This is a genomic window from Micromonospora sp. NBRC 110038 (assembly GCF_020884815.1).
Classification (GTDB): Bacteria; Actinomycetota; Actinomycetes; order Mycobacteriales; family Micromonosporaceae; genus Micromonospora; species Micromonospora haikouensis.
This window is the reverse complement of sequence record NZ_BBOL01000001.1, coordinates 358450-377853: the sequence shown is the minus strand read 5'-3', so window position 1 is coordinate 377853 and position 19404 is coordinate 358450. Positions and strand designations below refer to the sequence as shown.

Here is a 19404-nt window from a genome sequence, read left to right as displayed (position 1 = left end):
GGTCGTGCAGCTACGGGTCCTTGGGCCAATCGAGATCACCCACGAAGACCGCCGGCTCGACATTCCCGGGCTCCGCGCCCGCACGGTCCTCGCCATCCTCGCCGCCAACCGGGGTCGGGCGGTCCAGGTGGAGGATCTGATCGACACGGTGTGGGACGGCCATCCCCCGTCCACGGCCCGTTCCCAGATCCAGATCTGCGTGTCGCAGCTCCGCCGCCTGCTGGGCGAGGTCGGCCGCAAGGACGCCCTGGAGACCCGCTTCGGCGGCTACCTGCTGCGGCTGGCCCCCACGGAGCTGGACGCGGGGCGGTTCGAGCTGCTCGTCGCCGAGAGCCGGCACCTCGGCGGCGAGGGCCAGGTGGCCGAGGCGGTCGCCCGGCTGCGGGCCGCCGACGCGCTCTGGTACGGCGCGACCCTGGCCGGCGTGCCCGGCGAGCCGGTCGAGGCGTGGCGGCGGGGGCTCGACGAGCGGCGCGGCGCGGCCGTCGAGGAGCGGATCCGGCTGGAGCTGACGCTCGGCCGCCACGACGAGCTGGTGGGCGAGCTGGAGGCGCTGATCGCCCGGCATCCGCTGCGGGAACGGCTGCACGCCCACCTCATGCTCGCGCTCTACCGGGCCGACCGGCAGGCCGACGCGCTGAAGGCGTACCGACGGGCGCGGGCGCTGTTCGTGGAGGAGCTCGGCATGGAGCCGAGCGCGGAGCTGGGCCGGCTGGAGCGGGCCATCCTGTCCCGCGCGCCCCAGCTCGACCTTCCGGCGACGCCCGCCGCGTCCCCGGTCACGCCGCCCGTCGCCGCCACGGGGCCCGCGTCGCCGGGTGCGCACGGTCCGGACGTTCCACACCAGCTGCCGGGGGACCTGGCGGACTTCACGGGCCGGCAGAAGCTCGTCGGCGAGATCCGCGACCTGCTGACCGCCGAGGCCGACCCGGGGCACCGGGGGTTCGCCCCGCTCGCGGTGATCACGGGCCCGGGCGGGGCGGGCAAGACCAGCCTGGCCGTGCACGTGGCGCATTCGCTGGTGGACCGGTTCCCCGACGGCCAGCTCTACGCCAACCTCGGCGGGCCGTCGCCCAGCCCGGAGCGCCCAGCGGAGGTGTTGGACCGCTTCCTGCGGGCGCTGGGCGTGGCCGGTCCGGCGATCCCCGACAACCTGACCGAGCGGATCGGGTTGTACCGCAGTCGGCTCGCCGGGCGGCGGGTGCTGATCCTGCTGGACAATGCCGCCGACGAGACGCAGGTCGCGCCGCTGCTGCCGAACACGGACGGCTGCGCGGTCATCGTGACCAGCCGGGCCCGGCTCGGCACCCTCGCCGGCTCGCACGAGGTCGACGTGGATGCCCTGACGCCGGAGCAGAGCGTGGCCCTGTTGCACCAGATCGTGGGCGACCGGATCGCCGCCGAGCCCGTGCAGGCCGACGAGCTGGCGCGGCTGTGCGGGTGGCTGCCGCTGGCGCTGCGCATCGCCGGTGCCCGCCTGGCCTCGCGGCCGCACTGGCGGGTGAGCCGCCTGGTGGACCGGCTGCGGGACCAGTCGCAGCTCCTCGACGAGCTGGTCCACCGCGACCTGTGCATCCGCACCACCATCGGGTTGAGCTACCACAGCCTGCCGGAGCGGTCCCGGCGGCTGCTGCGGCGGCTGGCGCTGCTCGACTGCGAGGACTTCCCGCTGTGGGTGACCGCGCCGCTGCTCGACGAGCCGCCGTCGGTGCTGGAGGACCTGCTGGAGCAGCTGGTCGACGTGCGGCTGCTGGAGGCGCACGGCCACCCGCAGAGCGGCTCGACCCGCTACCGGCTGCACGACCTCGTCCGGGTCTTCGCCCGCGAGCGCCTCCTGGCCGAGGAGCAGGCCGGGGAGCGCGAGACGCTGGTGCGGCACGTGCTCGGCGCCTGGCTCGCCGTGGCCGAGGAGGCACACCGCCGGGAGTACGGGGGCGACTTCACCATCGTGCACGGCGCTGCCGCCCGCTGGCCGGTGCCCCGTACGGTCACCGACGGGTTGCTCGGCCGGCCGATGGACTGGCTGGAGCTGGAGCGGCGCAACCTGGTCTCCGCCGTGCGGCAGGCCGACGCCCTCGGCCTCGACGAGCTGTGCTGGGATCTCGCGTTCACCCTCGTGACGCTCTTCGAGGCCCGCAGCTACTTCGACGAGTGGGCGGAGACCGCCGACCTCGCCCTGTCGGCTACCCGGCGCAGCGGCAACCGGCGCGGTGAGGGGATAACGCTGCACTCCCTCGGCGCGATGCACATGTTCCTGCGGGACCCGGGGCAGGCCGAGCGGATGTTCACCGCCGCGCTGCGGATCCTGCGTCCCCTCGGCGAGCGGCACGGGGTGGCGCTGGTGGAACGCAACCTCGCCTACCTCAACCGGCTGCGCGGCGACGACCGGGCGGCCCTGCGCGGGTACGAGGCGGCGCTGGCCGGGCTGGGCTCGGTCGGTGACCTGGTGGGCCGGGCGCACGTGCTGGTGAGCATCGCGGGGATCCGGCTGGAGCAGGGCGATCCGGCCGCCGCCCAGGCCCTGTTGGGCGAGGCGCTCACCATCTGCCGGGACGCGGGGGCCCGGCGGGTCGAGGCGCAGGTGCTGCACCGGCTCGGGGAGCTGTATCTGCGCTCCGGCGAGCTGCGCCGCGCCGAAGAGTCGTTCCAGGGCACGCTCGACATCGTGCGGGCCGCCTCCGACCGCACGGGTGAGGCGTACGCCCTGCACGGCCTCGGTGTCGTGTACGGCCGCGACGGGCGGCTCGCGAAGGCGCGGGCGATGCTGACCCGGGCCCGGCAGATCGCCGGTCAGGTCGTCGAGCGGGTGGTGGAGGCGCAGGCGCTGTACGAGCTGTCCCAGTTGCCCGACCGGGACCGGGCGGAGGCGGCGGACCAGCTTCGCCGGGCGGCGGACATCTTCGGGGAGTTGCAGGCGCGGGTGTGGCACGCCCGCGCGCTGCGCGCCCTCGCGGACGTGTCCGGGTAGGCGCGGGGCGGGGCCGCCCGGTCCCACCGGCGGCCCCGCCCCGTGCCCACCTCACGGGCCCGCCCGTCTCACCGGGCGGGCCCGTGCGGTCTCACCGCCGTGGTTGGTGGGCGGGCGGCGCTCCCCAGCCGGTCTCGTCCATCGGTGCGACGGTGTGCCCGGCCGGGGCGCCCCAGCCGGTCTCCGGCACCAGGTCGGGCGTCGCGGCGGTGCCGTGACCGGCGGGCACCGCGACGGCGAGGACGGCGGCAGTCGTCGCCAGCAGCAGGCGGATCATCGGTTACCTCCACGGGGATGGGTGCGGATCGCGTCTGCCACCTGTGTCCCCGGCCGGCTATCGAAGTCCTATCCCCGGGCTAACCGATCTGCGGGCCGCGCCGCCCCGCCCGCCGGATAGCCGGGCCATAGCCGACCGAAGGGCAGCCGGGGATTTCCTCCGACGTCAGCCGCCACCGCCGACGTGGCGAACGGAGCCGGAGTCGAGGAGACCGCAGTGACGATCATGCAAGAGAGCACCCCGATGGAGACGGTCGCGGACGGTTCGGCCGCCCGTCAGGTGGTGGACGCCGTGCTGCCGCCGGCCGGCAGCCTCGCCGGCCTGGACCACGTGCAGGCGCTGACCGCGGTCGCGCTGGAGACCCTGCGGGAGGTGACCCTGGACCGGCCCGGCCCGGTGACCGCCGGCGGTCCGGCGGCGGTGCGGGAGGCCGCCCGGCGTTCCCTCGGCGGGCCGCTGCTGCCGGCGGAGCCGGGCTATCCCCTGGAGACGTTCCGCCGGTTCGTGCGCGACTACGCCACCTGGTCGGTCGACGTCAGCCACCCGGCCGCGGTGGCCCGCATGCAGTGCCCGCCCACCCCGGTCGCCGCCGCCGCCGAGCTGGTGGTGGGCATCCTGAACCAGTCCCTGCACGCCTGGGAGAGCGGCCCGTACGCCCTCGAACTGGAGCGCTACGTCATCCGCGAGCTGGGCGAGCTGGTCGGCTACGGACCGGACGCGGGCGGCACCATCACCGCGGGCGGCAGCATCTCCAACCTGATGGCCGTGCTGGCGGCCCGCGACCGGGTGCTGGCGCAGCGGTGCGGGTGGCGGCCCTTCGCGCAGGGCCTCACCGGGCTCGACAAGCGGCCGGTGGTGCTGGCCACCGACGCCACCCACTTCTCCATCGGCCGGGCGGTGGGCATCGTCGGCCTGGGCGAGGACATGATCGTCCGGGTGCCGTCCGACGAGCTGGGGCGGCTCCTGCCGGACGAGCTGGAGCGCACTCTGGCGGGCCTGCCGGAGGATGTGGTCCCGGTGGCGGCGATCGCCTGTGTCGGCGCGACCGACCAGGGCTGGGTCGACGACGTGGCGGCGCTGGCGGAGGTGACCCGCCGGCACGGCGTGTGGCTGCACGCCGACGCCGCGTACGGTGGCGGGGCCCTGTTCTCCCCCCGGCTGCGCCCCCGGCTGGAGGGCATCGCCGAGGCCGACTCGGTGACGCTCGACCTGCACAAGTTCGGCTGGACGTCGGCCACCTCCGGCATCTTCCTGGTGCGCGACGCGAGCGTCATGACGCCGCTGGCGCAGCAGACCACCACGCTGAACGCCGACGACGACGCCGAGGCCGGCTTCATCGGCCTGTACGGCAACTCGGTGCAGGCGACCCGCCGCGCGGAGGCCTTCAAGATCGCCGTCACGATGAACGCGCTGGGCCGCGACGGGATGGCCGCGATGGTGGACGGCTGCCACGACCTCGCCCTCCACGCCGCCGACCGGGTCGAGGCGGAGCCCGCCCTGGAGCTGGCCGCCCGGCCGTCCATGAGCACGGTGCTGCTGCGCTACCGCCACGACGGCGACGCCGACGCCTTCAACGGCGAGCTGCGGCGGCAGCTCATGACCCGGGGCGTCACGCTGCTGGCCCGCACCCGGGTGCGCCGGCCCGACGGGTCGTCCCCGGTCTTCCTCAAGCTGATGCTGCTCAACCCGGCCACGACCACCGACGAGTTGGACCGCGTCATCGACGACATCCTCGCCACCGCCGCCGACCTGGAGCGGTCGGCGCGGGCGAGCCGCTAGCGCGGCGGGCCCTCCCGCCGCCTTCGAGCAGAGAGAAACAGGGGAGAAATGACTACCATCGACGCCTCTGCGCGGCCCGCCGACCCGGACGGCGCCGTCGTCCCCGCGCCGCGCCGCACCGTCGCCACGCAACCGCACGGGCCCGCCGGCACCGCGCCGCACCGCACCCGCACCGCCACCGGCGAACCGCACCAGCCGACCGTCACCGCGCCCCGCCGCCCCGGAACCCGGGCCGGCGGGCCGGCGGGGGCCGACCAGCGGCCCGGCCGGCTGACGGTCGCCGAGCGGGACACCCGCGACTCGGCCGACAACAGCGTCCGCGACTCGATGCGGCGGCTGCCCGGCTTCGCCCAGCTCCCGCTGACCTTCCTCACCGGCCGGCCGCACACGGGGCAGCGGCCGCTGCGGCTGACCCCGACCGTCCACCTGGTCACCGCGACCGGGTCCGTCGCCGTCGGCCTGGCGGCCACCGGGGCCGCCCTGGCCCTGTCGGGCTGGTGGCTCGCGCTGCTCGTGCCCGGCTGGGCGAGCACCCTGCACGGCGCGCGCAACCTGCGCATGATGGTGTTCCACCAGTGCGCCCACCGCAACATGTGGGCCCGCAAGCGGCCGGACCAGATCCTCGGCAAGATCGTCGCCGGGGTGCTGATGGTGCAGCACTTCGAGCGCTACAGCGCCGAGCACGTGGCCGACCACCACGCGCTGCACCACATGACGCTGCGCGACCCGACCGTGCAGGCGTTCCTGGTCAGCCTGCGGCTGCGCCCCGGGATGACCCGCCGGCAGATGTGGCGACGGGTGCTGGGCCGGCTCGCCTCGCCGGTGTTCCACGCCCGGTTCCTCTGGGCCCGGATCCGCTCCTACAGCCACGCCGCCAGCCGCACCGAGCGGGCCGTCACCGCCACGGGGTACGCCACCGTCGCCGCGCTCGCCACGGTCGCGCACGCCTGGCCCCTGGTGCTGGTCGGCTGGGTGCTGCCGATGACCGTGTTCTTCCAGATCAGCAACACCCTGCGGCTCTGCGTCAAGCACACGTTCCCGGCCCCCTGGCAGACCCAGCGCCGCGGCAAGGCGTACTTCGCGAGCCTCACCAACGCCATCTTCATCGGCGAGCCCGCCCCGGCGAGCTCCCTGCGGGGCGGGCCCGCGGTGCGCGCCTGGGCCCGCTGGTGGACCCGGATGCTGCTGGTCCACTTCCCCTCCCGCTACCTGGTGCTCACCGGCGACACCGTCTGCCACGACTTCCACCACCGCCGCCCGATGAGCCGGGACTGGGCCAACTACATCTTCGCCCGGCAGGCCGACATCGACGGCGGGCACCGGGGCTGGCCCCCGTACCGGGAGATCTGGGGCCTGATCCCCGCGATCAACCTGGTCTTCGACTCGCTGGCCGAGGCCGACCCGGACGAGTTCGACCCGCAGCGCCTCGCGGAGACCAGCGACCGCGAGTTGTTCGCCGCCTTCGACGACTGACCGGCCGCGCGGCGGGGCCGGTGCGGCCCCGCCGCCCACCACCCACGACACGAGGGCCCGACGGCCCGGACGGGAGCATCATGGACACCACGCGACACCTCGTCATCCTCGGCGTGGCGGGCAGCGACGCGCACGCCGTGGCCAACCACCTGATCGCGATGCACCTGCGCGAGCACGGCTTCGACGTGGTCAACCTCGGCGTCTGCACGCCGCTGACCGAGTTCGCCGACGCCGTCGATGCGCACCCCGAGGCGGAGGCGGTCATCATCGGCAGCCTCAACGGGCACGCGCACGCGGACCTGCGGGACCTGCCGGCGCTGCGGGCCGCCGGGCGGCTCGCCCGCCCGGTGATCCTCGGCGGGAACCTCTCGGTCGGCAGCCACAAGGCCGACGACGTGCACGACCGGCTGCGGGCCCTCGGAGTCGACCACATCCTGGAGAACCCCTACGAGCTGCCGCTGGTGCTGGACCTGCTGCGCGCGTCCGCGCCCGGCGCGACCCGGCGCGCGAAGAAGCGCAACGCCCGGTCCAGGGCCGGCGTGCGGGCGGCCCACCCGCAGGGCACCGGCACGCGCGCGGCCGGCCAGCGGGAGTCCCGGACGGCGGTGGGCAGCCGTGGCTGACTGGGCCGACCTGCACCTGGCGGACGCCACCGCCGACGGCCTGCCGTCCTGGGCGGAGACCGTGGCACACCTGCGCGACAGCGGGGCACCGACCGCCGTGGCGGCGCTGCGGGCGGCCCGGCGCGCCGGCCGGCCGATCGTGCAGCCCCGCTGCGGCGTCGGGTCGCACGACGCCATGATCGAGCTGCTGCGTTCGCTCGCGCCCGCCGGCCCGGGCATGCTGACCGTGACGATCGACTCGTTCACCCGGCTGCGGCAGTTCGACCACGCCGCCCGGGTGCTGCGGGAGAACCCCGCCGACCTCAACGGCTATCCCCTGGTGACGCACGGCTGGCAACGCGGCCGGGAGCTGGTCGCCACCGTCGACGTGCCGCTGGAGATCCGGCACGGCTCGCCCGACCCCCGGGACCTGTTCGCGGTGTCGCTCGCCGCCGGCTTCACCTCCTTCGAGGGCGGCGGGATCGGCTACAACATCCCGTACTGCAAGGACGTCCCGCTGGCCACGTCGCTGGAGTGCTGGCGGCAGGTCGACGCGGTCTGCGGCCGGCTCGCCGAGGCGGGCGTGCTCGTCGACCGGGAGCTGTTCGGCACCCTCACCGCCGTGCTGGTGCCGCCGTCGATCAGCCTCGCCGTCACCCTGCTGGAGGCCCGCGCCGCCGTTGCGCAAGGGGTGCGCTGCCTGTCGATCGCCTACCCGCAGGGCGGGGAGGTGCACCAGGACGTCGCCGCCCTGCGGTCGATCCGCGAGCTGGCCGCGCGGTATCTGCCGGCGGACGTCGAGGTCTACCCGGTGCTGCACGAGTTCATGGGCGTCTTCCCGCGCGACCGCCGGGCCGCCGACGCGCTCGTCCTCTACGGCGGCCTGGTCGCCCGGCTCGGCGGCGCCGACAAGGTGATCAACAAGACCAACCAGGAGGCGTACGGGATCCCGGACGCCGCCGCCAACGCCACCGGCATCCACACCGCCCTGCTCGGCGGCTCCGCGCTGCTCGACTTCGTCCGCCTCGACGAGGACCGGGTGCGAGAGGAGATGCACTGGCTGCAGCGCGAGGTCGCCGAGCTGGTCGATCCGGTGCTCGACGGCGACGACCTGGCCGGCGCGATCGTGGCGGCGTTCGACGCCGGCCGGCTCGACGTGCCGTTCAGCGCGAGCGTCCACGCGCGGTCCGAGGTCGTCCCCGGCCGGGACCACACCGGGGCGATCCGCTACCGGGGGGCAGGCAACCTGCCCTTCTCCGCCGAGGTGCGGCGGCGCAACGCCGACCTGCTGCGCCACGGGGCGGGCGACCCCGGCCGGTTCATCGAGACGGTCAGCGCCGACATCGACTACTTCCTGCACCACGAGCGGGCGTTCCCGGTGCCGGCCTGAGCGCCCCGACCGTCGACTGCCCTCCCGACAGCCCGCACCCGAAAGCCCCGAAAGGACAGCAGAATGCACTCTCCGAACCAGCAGCCGGACCCGGGCGCGGCGGCAGCCGTCCGGGCGGCCGACCGGGCCCACGTCTTCCACTCCTGGTCGGCGCAGGCGCACATCGACCCCCTGCCGGTGGCCGGCGGGGAGGGCGTGCACTTCTGGGACTACGACGGCAACCGCTACCTGGACTTCTCGTCGCAGTTCGTCAACCTCAACATCGGCCACGCCCACCCCCGGGTGGTCGAGGCGATCCAGCGGCAGGCCGCCCGGCTGTGCACCATCGCCCCGCACTTCGCCAACGACCAGCGCTCCGAGGCGGCCCGGCTGATCGCCGAGCACGCGCCGGGCGACCTGAACCGGGTGTTCTTCACCAACGGCGGCACGGAGTCCAACGAGCACGCGGTGCGGATGGCCCGGCTGGTGACCGGTCGCCCCAAGGTGCTCAGCGCCTACCGGTCGTACCACGGTGCCACGCACACGGCGATACACCTGACCGGCGACCCGCGCCGGTGGCCCACCGACACCGGCACGGCCGGGGTGGTCCGCTTCTTCGGGCCGTACCCGTACCGGTCGGCGTTCCACGCCGAGACCGCCGAGCAGGAGTGCGCGCGGGCGCTGGAGCACCTGGAGCAGGTCATCCAGTTCGAGGGGCCGACGACCATCGCCGCCGTGCTGATCGAGACCATCGTCGGCACCAACGGCATCCTGGTGCCCCCGGACGGCTACCTGCCCGGCGTCCGGGCCATCTGCGACCGGTACGGCATCCTGTTGATCACCGACGAGGTGATGACCGGCTTCGGCCGGACCGGGACGTGGTTCGGGGTGGACAACTGGGGCGTCGTGCCCGACCTGATCACCTTCGCCAAGGGCGTCAACTCCGGGTACGTCCCGCTCGGCGGCGTGATCATCTCCGACCGGGTCGCCGCGGAGTTCGCCGACCGCCCCTACCCCGGCGGCCTGACCTACTCCGGCCACCCGCTGGCCTGCGCCGCCGCCGTGGCGACGATCCGGGCCATGGAGGACGAGGGGATCGTCGAGCACGCCGCCTGGCTCGGCGAGCACGTCCTGGGCCCCCGGCTGCGCAAGATGGCCGAGTCGCACCCGAGCGTCGGCGAGGTGCGGGGGCTCGGCGCGTTCTGGGCGGTGGAGCTGGTCCGCGACCGGCGGACGCGGGAGATGCTGGTGCCGTTCGCCCCCACCCCGGCCCAGGCCGCGCCAATGAACGAGCTGGCGGCGGCCTGCCGCCGGCGGGGCCTGTGGCCGTTCACCCACTTCAACCGGGTGCACGTGGTGCCGCCCTGCGTCATCTCCGAACAGGACGCCCAGCGGGGGCTGGACATCCTCGACGAGGCGCTGGAGGTCGCCGACCACTACGTCGATGCCTGACCGGCAGGCCCCCACCCCCACCCACCCCCACCCCACCCTCAACGGCACGGTGATCAAGAGGTTTGCGTCATCGTCGAGATCAACTTTGACGCATTTCTCTTGATCACCGAGCCGAGGGTGGGGGTGGGGGTGGGGACGGAAATGCCCCGCCCGGAATCGGGCGGGGCATTTCTCGTGTTGAAAGACCACCGGGTCGCACGTTACGTGCGGTCGGTGGAGCCGAGGGGACTCGAACCCCTGACCCCCACACTGCCAGTGTGGTGCGCTACCAGCTGCGCCACGGCCCCTTGCTGTTCGCCCCCGGTCTCCCGGGCACGGAGAGAACTATACACACGCCCGCCCGCATGGTCATCTCGCGGGGCCCCTCCCCCGCGCGCGTCAGTTGAGCGCCACGTCGGGCGGGAAGTGGGCGACGGCGGCCATCATCCCGCCCTGCCGACGCAGCACCATCGGCCACAGGTCGTCGGGGCGGTCGACGAACGCGTCGCCGGGCAGCGCGTCCAGGACGAACCAGGACCCGTCCTCGATCTCCTGCTCCAACTGGCCCGCGCCCCAGCCCGAGTAGCCGGCGAAGACCCGGATGCCGCCGATGCTCTCCCGCATCCGCTCCGGGTCCACGGAGAGGTCGATCGTGCCCACCGCGCCGGAGACCTGGTGGAAGCCCCGCAGCCGCTTGACGGGGTTGCGCATCCGGGCCAGGCAGATGGCCGAGTCGGGTTGGACGGGACCGCCCTCGAACAGCACCGCCGGCTCCCGCGCCAGGTCGCTCCAGTCGCCGAGGACGTCGGCGACCGGCACCTCCGTGGCCCGGTTGAGCACCACGCCGAGCGCGCCGCCCGGCTCGTGGGCTACGAGCAGCACCACCGTGCGGTCGAAGTTCGGGTCCTTGAGCGTGGGGGTCGCGACCAGCAGCCGTCCGGTCATCGAGTCCATCGCCCGCCCGCCGATCGCCTGGTCCTCTCCCTGCATGTCGGACATCCGTCAGCCGCGCGCCGGGACGCGGAGAAGGCACCCCGGGACGACGACGCCGCCGGGCCGGGCGGAACCGACGTCGTGGCCGGCATGGGGGGTGGCCTGCCCGACCCGGTCGGCACGGGACGCCGGGCTCATCCGTGCTGTCAACGCCATGCCTGGCACCATAGCCTGCGCCCGGGGCGCTGGCTAAGGTCTGACCGGTGGGTGATCGAGTGGGATCGAAGGGGGCGACGATGGGTCCGACGGCGGACATCGCGGTCATCGGCGGTTCGGGGCTCTACGCCCTGTTGGAGGGCGCGACCGAGCACCGGGTCCAGACGCCGTACGGCGAGCCCTCGGACCCGGTCACGATCGCCGAGGTGGGCGACCGGCGGGTGGCGTTCCTGCCCCGGCACGGGCGCGACCACCGGCACCCGCCGCACCTGATCCCGTACCGGGCGAACCTGTGGGCGTTGCGGGCGCTCGGGGTGCGGCAGGTCCTCGCCCCGTGCGCGGTCGGCGGGCTCCGCCCCGAGCTGGGGCCGGGCACGTTCGTGGTGCCGGACCAGTTGATCGACCGCACCAGCGGGCGGGTGCAGACCTACTACGACCGGGGCGCGGTGCACGTGGCCTTCGGCGACCCGTACTGCCCGGTGGGGCGCCGGACGCTGCTGGACGCGGCGGCGGGCCGCGGCGTGCCGGCCGTCGACGGCGGGACGATGGTGGTCGTGGAGGGGCCGCGCTTCTCCACCCGGGCGGAGTCGCGCTGGTTCACCGCGATCGGCGGGGCGGTGGTCAACATGACCGGGCACCCGGAGGCGGTGCTCGCCCGCGAGCTGGCCCTGTGCTACACCCCGATCGCGCTGGTCACCGACCTCGACGCGGGGGTGGAGGCGGGCGAGTCGGTCACCCAGGAGGAGGTCTTCCGGGTCTTCGCCGAGAACACCGACCGGCTGCGCGGGGTGCTGCTGGATGCCGTCGCCGCCCTGCCGGCCGGGCGGGACTGCCCGTGCGGGCAGGCGCTGGACGGGATCAAGCTGCCCTTCGCCCTGCCCTGAGCCCACCGGGCTCACGGGAGGGCGAATCGCCAGGTAGGTGGGGCTTTTCCCGATAGATTCGGCGGGTGGCAACGGTCCGCGAGACGACGTACGAGCTGCTGCGGGCGCTGGGCATGACCACCGTGTTCGGCAACCCCGGCTCGACGGAGGAGCCCTTCCTCCAGGACTTCCCCGCCGACTTCCGGTACGTCCACGCCCTGCACGAGGCGTCCGCCGTCGCCATGGCCGACGGGTACGCCCAGGCCACCGGCCGCCCCGCCCACGTCAACCTGCACACCGCGCCGGGCACCGGCAACGGCATGGGCAACCTCGTCACCGCCTGGCACAACAAGACGCCGCTGATCGTCTCGGCCGGTCAGCAGAGCCGGGAGATGCTGCTGCTGGAGCCCCGGCTGGCCAGCCCCCGGGCGGCCGAGCTGACCCAGCCGTACGTCAAGTGGAGCCACGAGCCGGCCCGCGCGCAGGACATCCCGGCGGCGTTCATGCGGGCGTACGCCACGGCGGTGCAGCCGCCCGCCGGCCCGGTCTTCCTTTCCCTGCCGCTGGACGACTGGGCCCGGCCGGCGGACGGGCCGCCCGAGGTGCGCACCGTGGCCACCCGGTACGCGCCCGACCCGGCCCGGCTGCGGGAGTTCGCCGCCCAGGTGGCCGCCAGCCGCAGCCCCGCGCTGGTGCTCGGCGGGGCGGTCGACCGGGCCGGGGCGTGGCCGGCGGCGGTGGCGCTGGCGGAGCGGCTGGCCGCCCCGGTCTGGGCCGCGCCCGCCCCCGAGCGGACCCCGTTCCCCGAGGACCATCCGCACTACCGGGGCGTGCTGCCGTACGCGATCGGGCCCCTGGCCGAGGCGCTGGCCGGCCACGACACGGTGCTGGTGGTCGGCGCGCCCGTGTTCCGCTACTACCCGCACGTGCCGGGCGACTACCTGCCCGCCGGCACCCGCCTGCTGCACGTCACCGACGACCCCGACGAGACGGCCCGCGCCCCGGTCGGCGACGGCCTGCTCGCCGACCCGGGCCTGGCCCTGGCCGCCCTGGTCGAGCTGCTCCCGGCGGCCGACCGCCCGCCCCCGCCGCCCCGGCCGGACCCGGGGCCGCCCGACCCGGGCCCGCCGGTGAGCCCGGACGCGCTGTTCGCCGCCCTGGCCCGGCACTGGCCGCCCGACGGGGTGCTCGTGCAGGAGTCACCGTCCAACCTGGCCGCGCTGCGCCGTCGGCTGAGGATCACCCGCCCCGGGTCGTACTTCACGATGGCCAGCGGCGGCCTCGGGTTCGGGCTGCCGGCGGCGGTCGGGATCGCGCTGGCCGAGCGGGACACCGGGCGGGGCCGGCCGGTGGTCGCGGTGATCGGCGACGGGTCGTTCCACTATTCCGTGCAGGCGCTGTGGACGGCCGCGCGGCTGCGCCTGCCGCTGGCCGTCGTGGTCCCGGTCAACCAGCAGTACGCGATCCTCAAGGCGTTCGCCGAGCTGAAGCACACCCCCGGGGTGCCCGGCCTGGACCTGCCCGGCCTCGACGTCGTCGCCGTGGCCCGGGGGTACGGCTGCGCCGCCACGGTCGTCGAGGAGCTGGACGGGCTGGGCGACGCGTTGGGCGCGGCCCTGGCGGCGGACCGGCCCACCGTGCTGCCGGTGCCGATCAGCACCGAGGTCCCGAAGCTGCTCTGAGCGCCCTCGGGGCCGCGCTGCACCTCGGGGCCGCCCGCATCCTCGGGCCCGCGCTCAGGGGCGCAGGACCAGCGGCGCGCCGGTGACCACGTCGAGCACCGGCCGGTTGCCCAGCGGGGCCTTCAGGGTGGCGGTGACCGGCTCCAGCTTGAGCAGGTCGACGCACATGCCGGTGCCGCGGACGACCCCGCCGCCGACCACCACCACGTCGTCGCGTTCCTGCACGAGCGGGGTGATCCCGGTGTCGCAGGCGCCCACGCCGACCCGCCAGGTCAGCTTCGCCCCGTCGACGGACCGCAGGTCCTGCGCGCTGACCACCCCTTCGGGTGCCCGGCCCGTCGGCGCGACCGGATCGGGCGGGGCGGCGGGCTCGGCGACGGCGAGCCGGGCCACCTTCGTGGTCAACTCGTCGACGGTGAACAGCCACGCCGGCACCTGCGCCTCGCCCCGGCTCGTGCGCACCGGCGCGGTGCCGAGCGTCACGGCGGTGACGGTGAGCGGCACGCAGGCCGACGACGGCGCGCTGCTGACCGGGTCGTTCGGGCCGACGCTGTGGCCGTACGGCCCCTCCCCGACGGTCGGGCCGTCGGGTCCCGGCTCCACGACCGGGCCGGAGCCGGGCTTCGCCGGCCGGCCGGGGCCCCTCGGCCGCCCCTCGCACGGCGGCGGGTCCCCCTGGTCGAGCTGCCGGTACGCCTCGGCGGCGCTGAGCAGCTTCACGGTGAGCGTCCCGTCGGGGAAGCGGATCGCGCCGTCGGCCGGCCGGGCGGTGGGCACCTCGATCTGCTCGCGGTACCAGCCGTTGCGGAACGCCTGCTCGGTGTCGGCGCTGAAGCCGGGGTCGCCGAGCAGCACGGTGGGCTCCTGCAGCGGCAGGTAGCCGCCGGTCCAGGCAGCACCCGGCCGCCACGCCCCGGCGACCTCGTCGGCCCGCTGCCCGAACTCCGCGAAGCGCTGGTCGGCGCTGCCGGCGGGGCCGCCGCCGGTGGACGGCTCGGAACCGGCCGGCGCGCAGCCGGCCGCGACGACCAACAGGGGCAGCCCCACCAGGGCGAGAACACGACGCATACCGCTACGACGCGCCCGCCCGGGCTGCGGTTCCCCGTGATACGACGATGCGCCCCGGCCGGGTGGCCGGGGCGCATCGCCAGGTGGTGGAGGTGCCGGGAATCGAACCCGGGTCCTTCGCCGGTTTGTCAGGGCTTCTCCGAGCGCAGCTCGCTATGCCTCTACTCGGCCCCACCGCTCACGCGAGCAAGTTGGTGTGACGGGCCCAGTCGCTGATTGATCTCGCCGCACGGACCCCGCGACCGGGTCCGGTTGGCCAGCCTTCTAGCTGATGCCGGCTACTGGGCCGAAGGCGTTCCCAGGCCGACAGACTTAGCTACTCGCCTCAGGCGGCGAGAGCGAAGTCAGCGCGATTGTTCTTGGCGCTTATTGGTTTCCGACGACCGATTCTCGAGACGACGTCGGCTTCCTCGGCTCGCTTCCCCTGCCGCAACGTACGAAGTCGAAACCAGTCACCCCCTCGACGGGCCGCCGGTGTGGCGGCACCACCAAGACTAACGCCTGCCGCAACGGGATTCATCCCCGAGCCCCGCCCCGGCGCGCCGAGACGGACAAACGGGACGTATCAGTCGTCCATGCCCTTGCCGCGCCGCCCCGCGGCCCGGGCGATCTCCCGTTCCGCGTCCCGCTTGGCCAGGTCCTGGCGCTTGTCGTACGACTTCTTGCCCTTGGCCAGGGCGATCTCCACCTTGGCCCAGCCGTCGGAGAAGTAGACCTGCAACGGGACCATGGTGAGGCCGCCCTCGCGGGTCTTGCCGATCAGGCGGTCGATCTCCAGCCGCTTGAGCAGCAGCTTCCGGGTGCGCCGGGGCTCGTGGTTGGTCCAGGTGCCCTGCGTGTACTCCGGGATGTGCATGCCGTGCAGGAACAGCTCGCCGTTGCGCTCCTGGGCGAACGCGTCGACCAGCGACGCCCGCCCCGCCCGCAGCGACTTCACCTCGGTGCCGGTCAGCGACATGCCCGCCTCGTACGTGTCGAGGATGGCGTAGTCGTGCCGCGCCTTCTTGTTGGAGGCGACGACCTTGCGCCCCTTCTCCCGTGGCATCGGTGCCCCTCCCCTCGTGCGATACCCGCCCCGGCCCGGACGGCGGGCCGGAAGCGGAGATCATGCTACCCGAACGACAAGGGCCCCCCGGCGCGGATTATTCCGCGCCGGGGGGCCCTCGGCTGTCGCCGGCAGACCCGGTAGGCGACTAGACGCGCAGGTAGAACCGGAGGGTAACCCAGCCGGTGACGGCGCTGACCAGCGCGCCGACGCCCGCCATGATCGGGAACATCAGGAAGATGTCGCTCCAGGTCACCGGGGAGAACAGGCCCTGCAGCGCGCTCAGGGAGCCGTCGAACAGGAAGAACTTCAAGGCGATCAACGCGCCCAGGCCGAGGAACGAGCCGATCAGACCGGCGACCACGGCCTCCAGGACGAACGGCGCCTGGATGAACCAGTTGGACGCGCCGACCAGCTTCATGACCGCCACCTCGCGCCGCTTGCTGTACGCGGCCACCTGGATGGTGTTGGCGACCAGCAGCAGGGCGGCGATGGCCATCGCGATCGCCCCGGCCAGGGCGATGTTCTGGCCGGCGGTGAAGAGGTCGAAGATCTTGTCCAGCAACCGGCTCTGGTCGACGATCTCGTCGACGCCCTCGGTGTCCTTGTACTGGTCGTAGATGCTCTTGTACTGCTCGGGGTTGACCAGCGTGAGCCGGAACGACTCCGGCAGCTGGTCCGGCTTCACGGCGGTGACCAGGTCCGGCGCGTCCTGGTACATCTCCTGGAAGCGCTTGTACGCCTCGTCCTTGTTGACGTAGAGGACCTCCTTCACCAGGGAGTCACTCTTGAGCTTCGTCTCCAGGTCGGTGCGCTGCTGGTCGGTGACGTCGCTCTTCAGGAAGATCGAGACCTGGATGTTCTTGTAGTACAGGTCCTTCATGTCGTCGACCTTGCTGTACACCAGGCCACTGACACCGAGCATGGTCAACGACACGGCCAACGTGATGATCATCGCGATGGTCATGGTGACGTTGCGCCACAGTCCGACCAGTACCTCGGACAGGACGTATTTCACGCGCATCGGGAATTCCTCCGGGTCTCCGGCGTGAGGTGTTCGTCGTCAGGCTGCACAGGGGTGGAGCGCCGGCTCACCCGTAGACGCCGCGGGCCTGGTCACGCACGATGCGGCCGCTCTCGATCTCGACGACCCGGCGGCGCATCTGGTTCACGATGTTCGAGTCGTGCGTGACCATCACGACCGTCGTACCGGTGCGGTTGATCCGGTCCAGCAGGCGCATGATCTCGATGGACGTGTCCGGGTCGAGGTTTCCGGTCGGCTCGTCCGCGAGCAGGATCAGCGGGCGGTTCACGAACGCCCGCGCCACGGCCACCCGCTGCTGCTCACCACCGGAGAGCTCGTGCGGGTAGCGGTGCTCCTTGCCACCGAGCCCGACCAGCTCCAGCACCTCGGGCACGACCCGGCGGGCGACCGCCTTGGTCTTGCCGATCACCTCAAGGGCGAACGCCACGTTCTCGTACGCGGTGCGGTTCGGCAGCAGCCGGAAGTCCTGGAAGACACAGCCGATGGAACGCCGGAAGTGGGGGCGCTTCCACGACCGCATCGAGGTCACGTCCTTGCTGTTCACGATGACGCGCCCCTTGTTCGGGGTCACCTCGTGCAGCAGCAGCTTGATGATGGTGGACTTGCCGGAGCCGGATGGGCCGATGAAGAAGACGAACTCGCCCTTCTCGATCGAGACGGACACGTTGTCGAGCGAAGGCCGGGACGCCTTCGGGTACGTCTTCGTCACTTGCTCAAGCTGAATCACGGGTGGTGAGTCTACGCGGTGTAATCGATGAGCCAAGCCCCGCGCCCCCGTGATGCGGGGCGCGTCGTCAAAACGCCCGGTTAGCGGGAGATCGACGACGCGCTCCGCCCACGGGTGATCACGCAGCGTCGCTGGAGAGCTGACGCTGCTTGCGCCAGCGGATGCCGGCCTCGATGAAGCTGTCCAGCTCACCGTCGAAGACCGCGCTCGGATTGCCCGTCTCCTGCTCGGTTCTGAGATCCTTCACCATCTGATACGGGTGCAGCACGTACGACCGCATCTGGTCGCCCCACGAGCCGGCGGCGTCGGTCTTCAGGCCGTCCAGCTTGGCCTGCTCCTCCTGCCGCTTGCGCTCCAGCAGCCGGGCTTGGAGCACCCGCAGCGCGGACGCCTTGTTCTGCAGCTGGGACTTCTCGTTCTGGCAGGTGACCACGATGCCGGTCGGGATGTGGGTGAGCCGCACGGCCGAGTCGGTGGTGTTGACGCTCTGCCCGCCCGGGCCGGAGGAGCGGTAGACGTCGACCCGCACCTCGTTCTCGGGGATGTCGATGTGGTCGGTCTGCTCGGTGACCGGCAGGACCTCCACGCCGGCGAAGCTGGTCTGCCGGCGGCCCTGGTTGTCGAACGGGCTGATCCGCACGAGGCGGTGGGTGCCCGACTCCACGCTGAGGGTGCCGTAGGCGTACGGGACCTTGACCGCGAACGTCGCGGACTTCAGGCCCGCCTCCTCGGCGTACGAGGTCTCGTAGACCTCGGTCGGGTAGCCGTGCCGCTCGGCCCAGCGCAGGTACATCCGCAGCAGCATCTCCGCGAAGTCGGCCGCGTCCACGCCGCCCGCGCCGGCCCGGATCGCCACCAGCGCCTCCCGCGAGTCGTACTCGCCGGAGAGCAGGGTGCGGACCTCCATGTCCTGGATGCTCTTGGTGAGCGCCCCGATCTCGGTCTCCACCTCGGCGAGCACGCCGGGGTCGTCCTCGGCCTCGGCCAGCTCCAGCAGCACCCGGGCGTCGTCGAGCCGGGAGCGCAGGCTGCCCAGCTTGTTGATCTCGCCGTTGACGTAGGACAGCTGGGAGGTCACCTGCTGTGCCTTGGCCTGGTCGTCCCACAGGTCCGGCGCGGAGGCCTGCTCCTCGAGCCTGGCCTTGTCCTCGTGCAGCCGGTCGATGTTGAGCACGGCCTCGATGTTGCGCAGGGTGGCGTCGAGTTCCTTGAGCTGTTCGGCGTAATCGGCAGCGGTCACGACTGACAAGCGTACTGCGGTGGCCCCGGGTGGGCTTGCCAGCCCCGCGGTCACGAGCCAAAACTCTCCCCGGTGCGGGCGGGGAGCAGCCTGGAGACCGACCGCGCGGCCCGGTGGCGGGGTGGCGGGCCGCGCGGTCGACGCCGTCAGCCGACCGGGGCGGTCTTCAGCCAGGACAGGGCGGCCTTGTGGTAGGCGACGGCGAACTCCAGCGCGCTGGCGTCGAAGTTGTCGCCCTCCTTCTTGGCGTTCTTCACCTGTTCCCGCACCCGGGCGAGGGCCTCGGTGTGATATTCGTTGGCAGAGGCCTGCAGGTTGCGCAGCTGGTTGGCCGAGTGCAGGCTGCCGAAGGCGATCCGCAGGGCGATCGGGTTGCGGATGGTGTCCCGCCCCGGGTCCTCGGCGAGCCACCGGGAGAACATCCGCTTCCCGGCCGCGGTGATCGCGTACGGCTGGCTGGAGCGGGGGCCGGGCTTGCCCAGCCGCACCAGACCACGCTCGGCCAGCACCGGTAGCTCCCGGTAGACCTGGCTGCGGGTCATCGACCAGTACGGGGCGAGCTTGCGCTCGGCGGCGGCCATCAGCTGACCGCCTGTCATGGGACCCTCGTGGAGCAGCCCGAGGAGGGCCGCCGCCGTGGGGTTCACTCCGGAATCCGCCATGCCCATTACGCTGCCACTTTGCCG

At 73.4% G+C, this 19404-nt stretch carries 16 protein-coding genes, 1 tRNA gene and 1 other RNA gene; 8 read left to right on the top strand and 10 right to left on the bottom strand.

Annotated elements, in window-relative coordinates; translation table 11 throughout:
* Positions 1-4 precede the first annotated feature (4 nt).
* On the top strand, positions 5-2968 hold the full coding sequence (locus LPU61_RS01645) for an AfsR/SARP family transcriptional regulator (RefSeq protein WP_229403862.1): 2964 nt from the start codon (positions 5-7) through the stop codon (positions 2966-2968).
* 91 nt (positions 2969-3059) lie between these two features.
* Here the strand turns inward: LPU61_RS01645 and LPU61_RS01640 are convergent, their stop codons facing one another.
* Entirely contained in the window at positions 3060-3245 is a 186-nt protein-coding gene (locus LPU61_RS01640; RefSeq protein ID WP_229403860.1) for a hypothetical protein, read from the bottom strand.
* 225 nt (positions 3246-3470) lie between these two features.
* Here LPU61_RS01640 and LPU61_RS01635 point away from each other — a divergent pair, with 225 nt between their 5' ends.
* The 5 genes from LPU61_RS01635 to LPU61_RS01615 all read left to right on the top strand — a co-directional run bounded on the left by LPU61_RS01635 (position 3471) and on the right by LPU61_RS01615 (position 9920).
* Complete coding sequence (locus LPU61_RS01635; protein ID WP_229404547.1) at positions 3471-5024, top strand: pyridoxal-dependent decarboxylase; 1554 nt, start codon at positions 3471-3473, stop codon at positions 5022-5024.
* A 48-nt stretch (positions 5025-5072) separates the two neighbouring features.
* Complete coding sequence (locus LPU61_RS01630) at positions 5073-6497, top strand: fatty acid desaturase (RefSeq protein WP_229403859.1); 1425 nt, start codon at positions 5073-5075, stop codon at positions 6495-6497.
* A gap of 80 nt (positions 6498-6577) precedes the next feature.
* The gene (locus tag LPU61_RS01625) at positions 6578-7120 is read left to right on the top strand and encodes a cobalamin-dependent protein (RefSeq protein ID WP_229403858.1); all 543 of its coding nucleotides are present in this window, start codon (positions 6578-6580) and stop codon (positions 7118-7120) included.
* Positions 7113-8489: a methylaspartate mutase gene (locus tag LPU61_RS01620; RefSeq protein ID WP_229403857.1), complete on the top strand. Its 1377-nt coding sequence runs from the start codon at positions 7113-7115 to the stop codon at positions 8487-8489. Before LPU61_RS01625 ends, LPU61_RS01620 begins: the two co-directional genes overlap by 8 nt.
* Before the next feature lie 63 nt (positions 8490-8552).
* Positions 8553-9920 (top strand): aspartate aminotransferase family protein, encoded by a 1368-nt coding sequence (locus LPU61_RS01615; RefSeq protein WP_229403856.1) that lies wholly within the window; start codon positions 8553-8555, stop codon positions 9918-9920.
* A 214-nt stretch (positions 9921-10134) separates the two neighbouring features.
* On the opposite strand, the gene LPU61_RS01610 is transcribed toward LPU61_RS01615, so the two are convergent.
* Both LPU61_RS01610 and LPU61_RS01605 read right to left on the bottom strand, forming a co-directional pair.
* A tRNA-Ala gene (locus LPU61_RS01610) sits at positions 10135-10207 on the bottom strand.
* Positions 10208-10298: 91 nt separating this feature from the next.
* Positions 10299-10889 (bottom strand): YqgE/AlgH family protein, encoded by a 591-nt coding sequence (locus LPU61_RS01605; protein WP_043964045.1) that lies wholly within the window; start codon positions 10887-10889, stop codon positions 10299-10301.
* 239 nt (positions 10890-11128) lie between these two features.
* Here LPU61_RS01605 and LPU61_RS01600 point away from each other — a divergent pair, with 239 nt between their 5' ends.
* Positions 11129-11932 (top strand): S-methyl-5'-thioadenosine phosphorylase, encoded by an 804-nt coding sequence (locus LPU61_RS01600; protein ID WP_229403855.1) that lies wholly within the window; start codon positions 11129-11131, stop codon positions 11930-11932.
* A 65-nt stretch (positions 11933-11997) separates the two neighbouring features.
* Complete coding sequence (gene mdlC, locus LPU61_RS01595; RefSeq protein WP_043962082.1) at positions 11998-13593, top strand: benzoylformate decarboxylase; 1596 nt, start codon at positions 11998-12000, stop codon at positions 13591-13593.
* A gap of 54 nt (positions 13594-13647) precedes the next feature.
* On the opposite strand, the gene LPU61_RS01590 is transcribed toward mdlC, so the two are convergent.
* The 7 genes from LPU61_RS01590 to LPU61_RS01560 all read right to left on the bottom strand — a co-directional run bounded on the left by LPU61_RS01590 (position 13648) and on the right by LPU61_RS01560 (position 19380).
* Positions 13648-14661 carry a hypothetical protein gene (locus LPU61_RS01590; RefSeq protein WP_229403854.1) on the bottom strand — a complete coding sequence of 338 codons (1014 nt, stop codon included), beginning with the start codon at positions 14659-14661 and terminating at the stop codon, positions 13648-13650.
* Positions 14662-14745: 84 nt separating this feature from the next.
* Positions 14746-15121, bottom strand: a transfer-messenger RNA (tmRNA) gene (gene ssrA, locus LPU61_RS01585).
* A gap of 105 nt (positions 15122-15226) precedes the next feature.
* Complete coding sequence (gene smpB / locus LPU61_RS01580; RefSeq protein WP_229403853.1) at positions 15227-15706, bottom strand: SsrA-binding protein SmpB; 480 nt, start codon at positions 15704-15706, stop codon at positions 15227-15229.
* A gap of 148 nt (positions 15707-15854) precedes the next feature.
* The gene (gene ftsX / locus LPU61_RS01575; RefSeq protein ID WP_043962079.1) at positions 15855-16730 is read right to left on the bottom strand and encodes a permease-like cell division protein FtsX; all 876 of its coding nucleotides are present in this window, start codon (positions 16728-16730) and stop codon (positions 15855-15857) included.
* Between the two features lie 67 nt (positions 16731-16797).
* Complete coding sequence (ftsE, locus tag LPU61_RS01570) at positions 16798-17478, bottom strand: cell division ATP-binding protein FtsE (RefSeq protein ID WP_043962078.1); 681 nt, start codon at positions 17476-17478, stop codon at positions 16798-16800.
* Positions 17479-17596: 118 nt separating this feature from the next.
* Entirely contained in the window at positions 17597-18718 is a 1122-nt protein-coding gene (prfB, locus tag LPU61_RS01565) for a peptide chain release factor 2 (RefSeq protein ID WP_043962077.1), read from the bottom strand.
* Positions 18719-18864: 146 nt separating this feature from the next.
* On the bottom strand, positions 18865-19380 hold the full coding sequence (locus LPU61_RS01560) for a PadR family transcriptional regulator (RefSeq protein WP_043964044.1): 516 nt from the start codon (positions 19378-19380) through the stop codon (positions 18865-18867).
* Positions 19381-19404: the final 24 nt, after the last annotated feature.

What these genes read in the sequence shown, in the direction of transcription:
- LPU61_RS01560 (WP_043964044.1), bottom strand. Translation starts at nt 19,380, where the DNA reads ATGGCGGATTCCGGAGTGAACCCCACGGCGGCGGCCCTCCTCGGGCTG.
- LPU61_RS01640 (WP_229403860.1), bottom strand. Translation starts at nt 3,245, where the DNA reads ATGATCCGCCTGCTGCTGGCGACGACTGCCGCCGTCCTCGCCGTCGCG.
- LPU61_RS01605 (WP_043964045.1), bottom strand. Translation starts at nt 10,889, where the DNA reads ATGCAGGGAGAGGACCAGGCGATCGGCGGGCGGGCGATGGACTCGATG.
- LPU61_RS01590 (WP_229403854.1), bottom strand. Translation starts at nt 14,661, where the DNA reads ATGCGTCGTGTTCTCGCCCTGGTGGGGCTGCCCCTGTTGGTCGTCGCG.
- ftsX (WP_043962079.1), bottom strand. Translation starts at nt 16,730, where the DNA reads ATGCGCGTGAAATACGTCCTGTCCGAGGTACTGGTCGGACTGTGGCGC.
- LPU61_RS01600 (WP_229403855.1), top strand. Translation starts at nt 11,129, where the DNA reads ATGGGTCCGACGGCGGACATCGCGGTCATCGGCGGTTCGGGGCTCTAC.
- smpB (WP_229403853.1), bottom strand. Translation starts at nt 15,706, where the DNA reads ATGCCACGGGAGAAGGGGCGCAAGGTCGTCGCCTCCAACAAGAAGGCG.
- LPU61_RS01635 (WP_229404547.1), top strand. Translation starts at nt 3,471, where the DNA reads ATGCAAGAGAGCACCCCGATGGAGACGGTCGCGGACGGTTCGGCCGCC.
- LPU61_RS01615 (WP_229403856.1), top strand. Translation starts at nt 8,553, where the DNA reads ATGCACTCTCCGAACCAGCAGCCGGACCCGGGCGCGGCGGCAGCCGTC.
- LPU61_RS01625 (WP_229403858.1), top strand. Translation starts at nt 6,578, where the DNA reads ATGGACACCACGCGACACCTCGTCATCCTCGGCGTGGCGGGCAGCGAC.
- LPU61_RS01630 (WP_229403859.1), top strand. Translation starts at nt 5,073, where the DNA reads ATGACTACCATCGACGCCTCTGCGCGGCCCGCCGACCCGGACGGCGCC.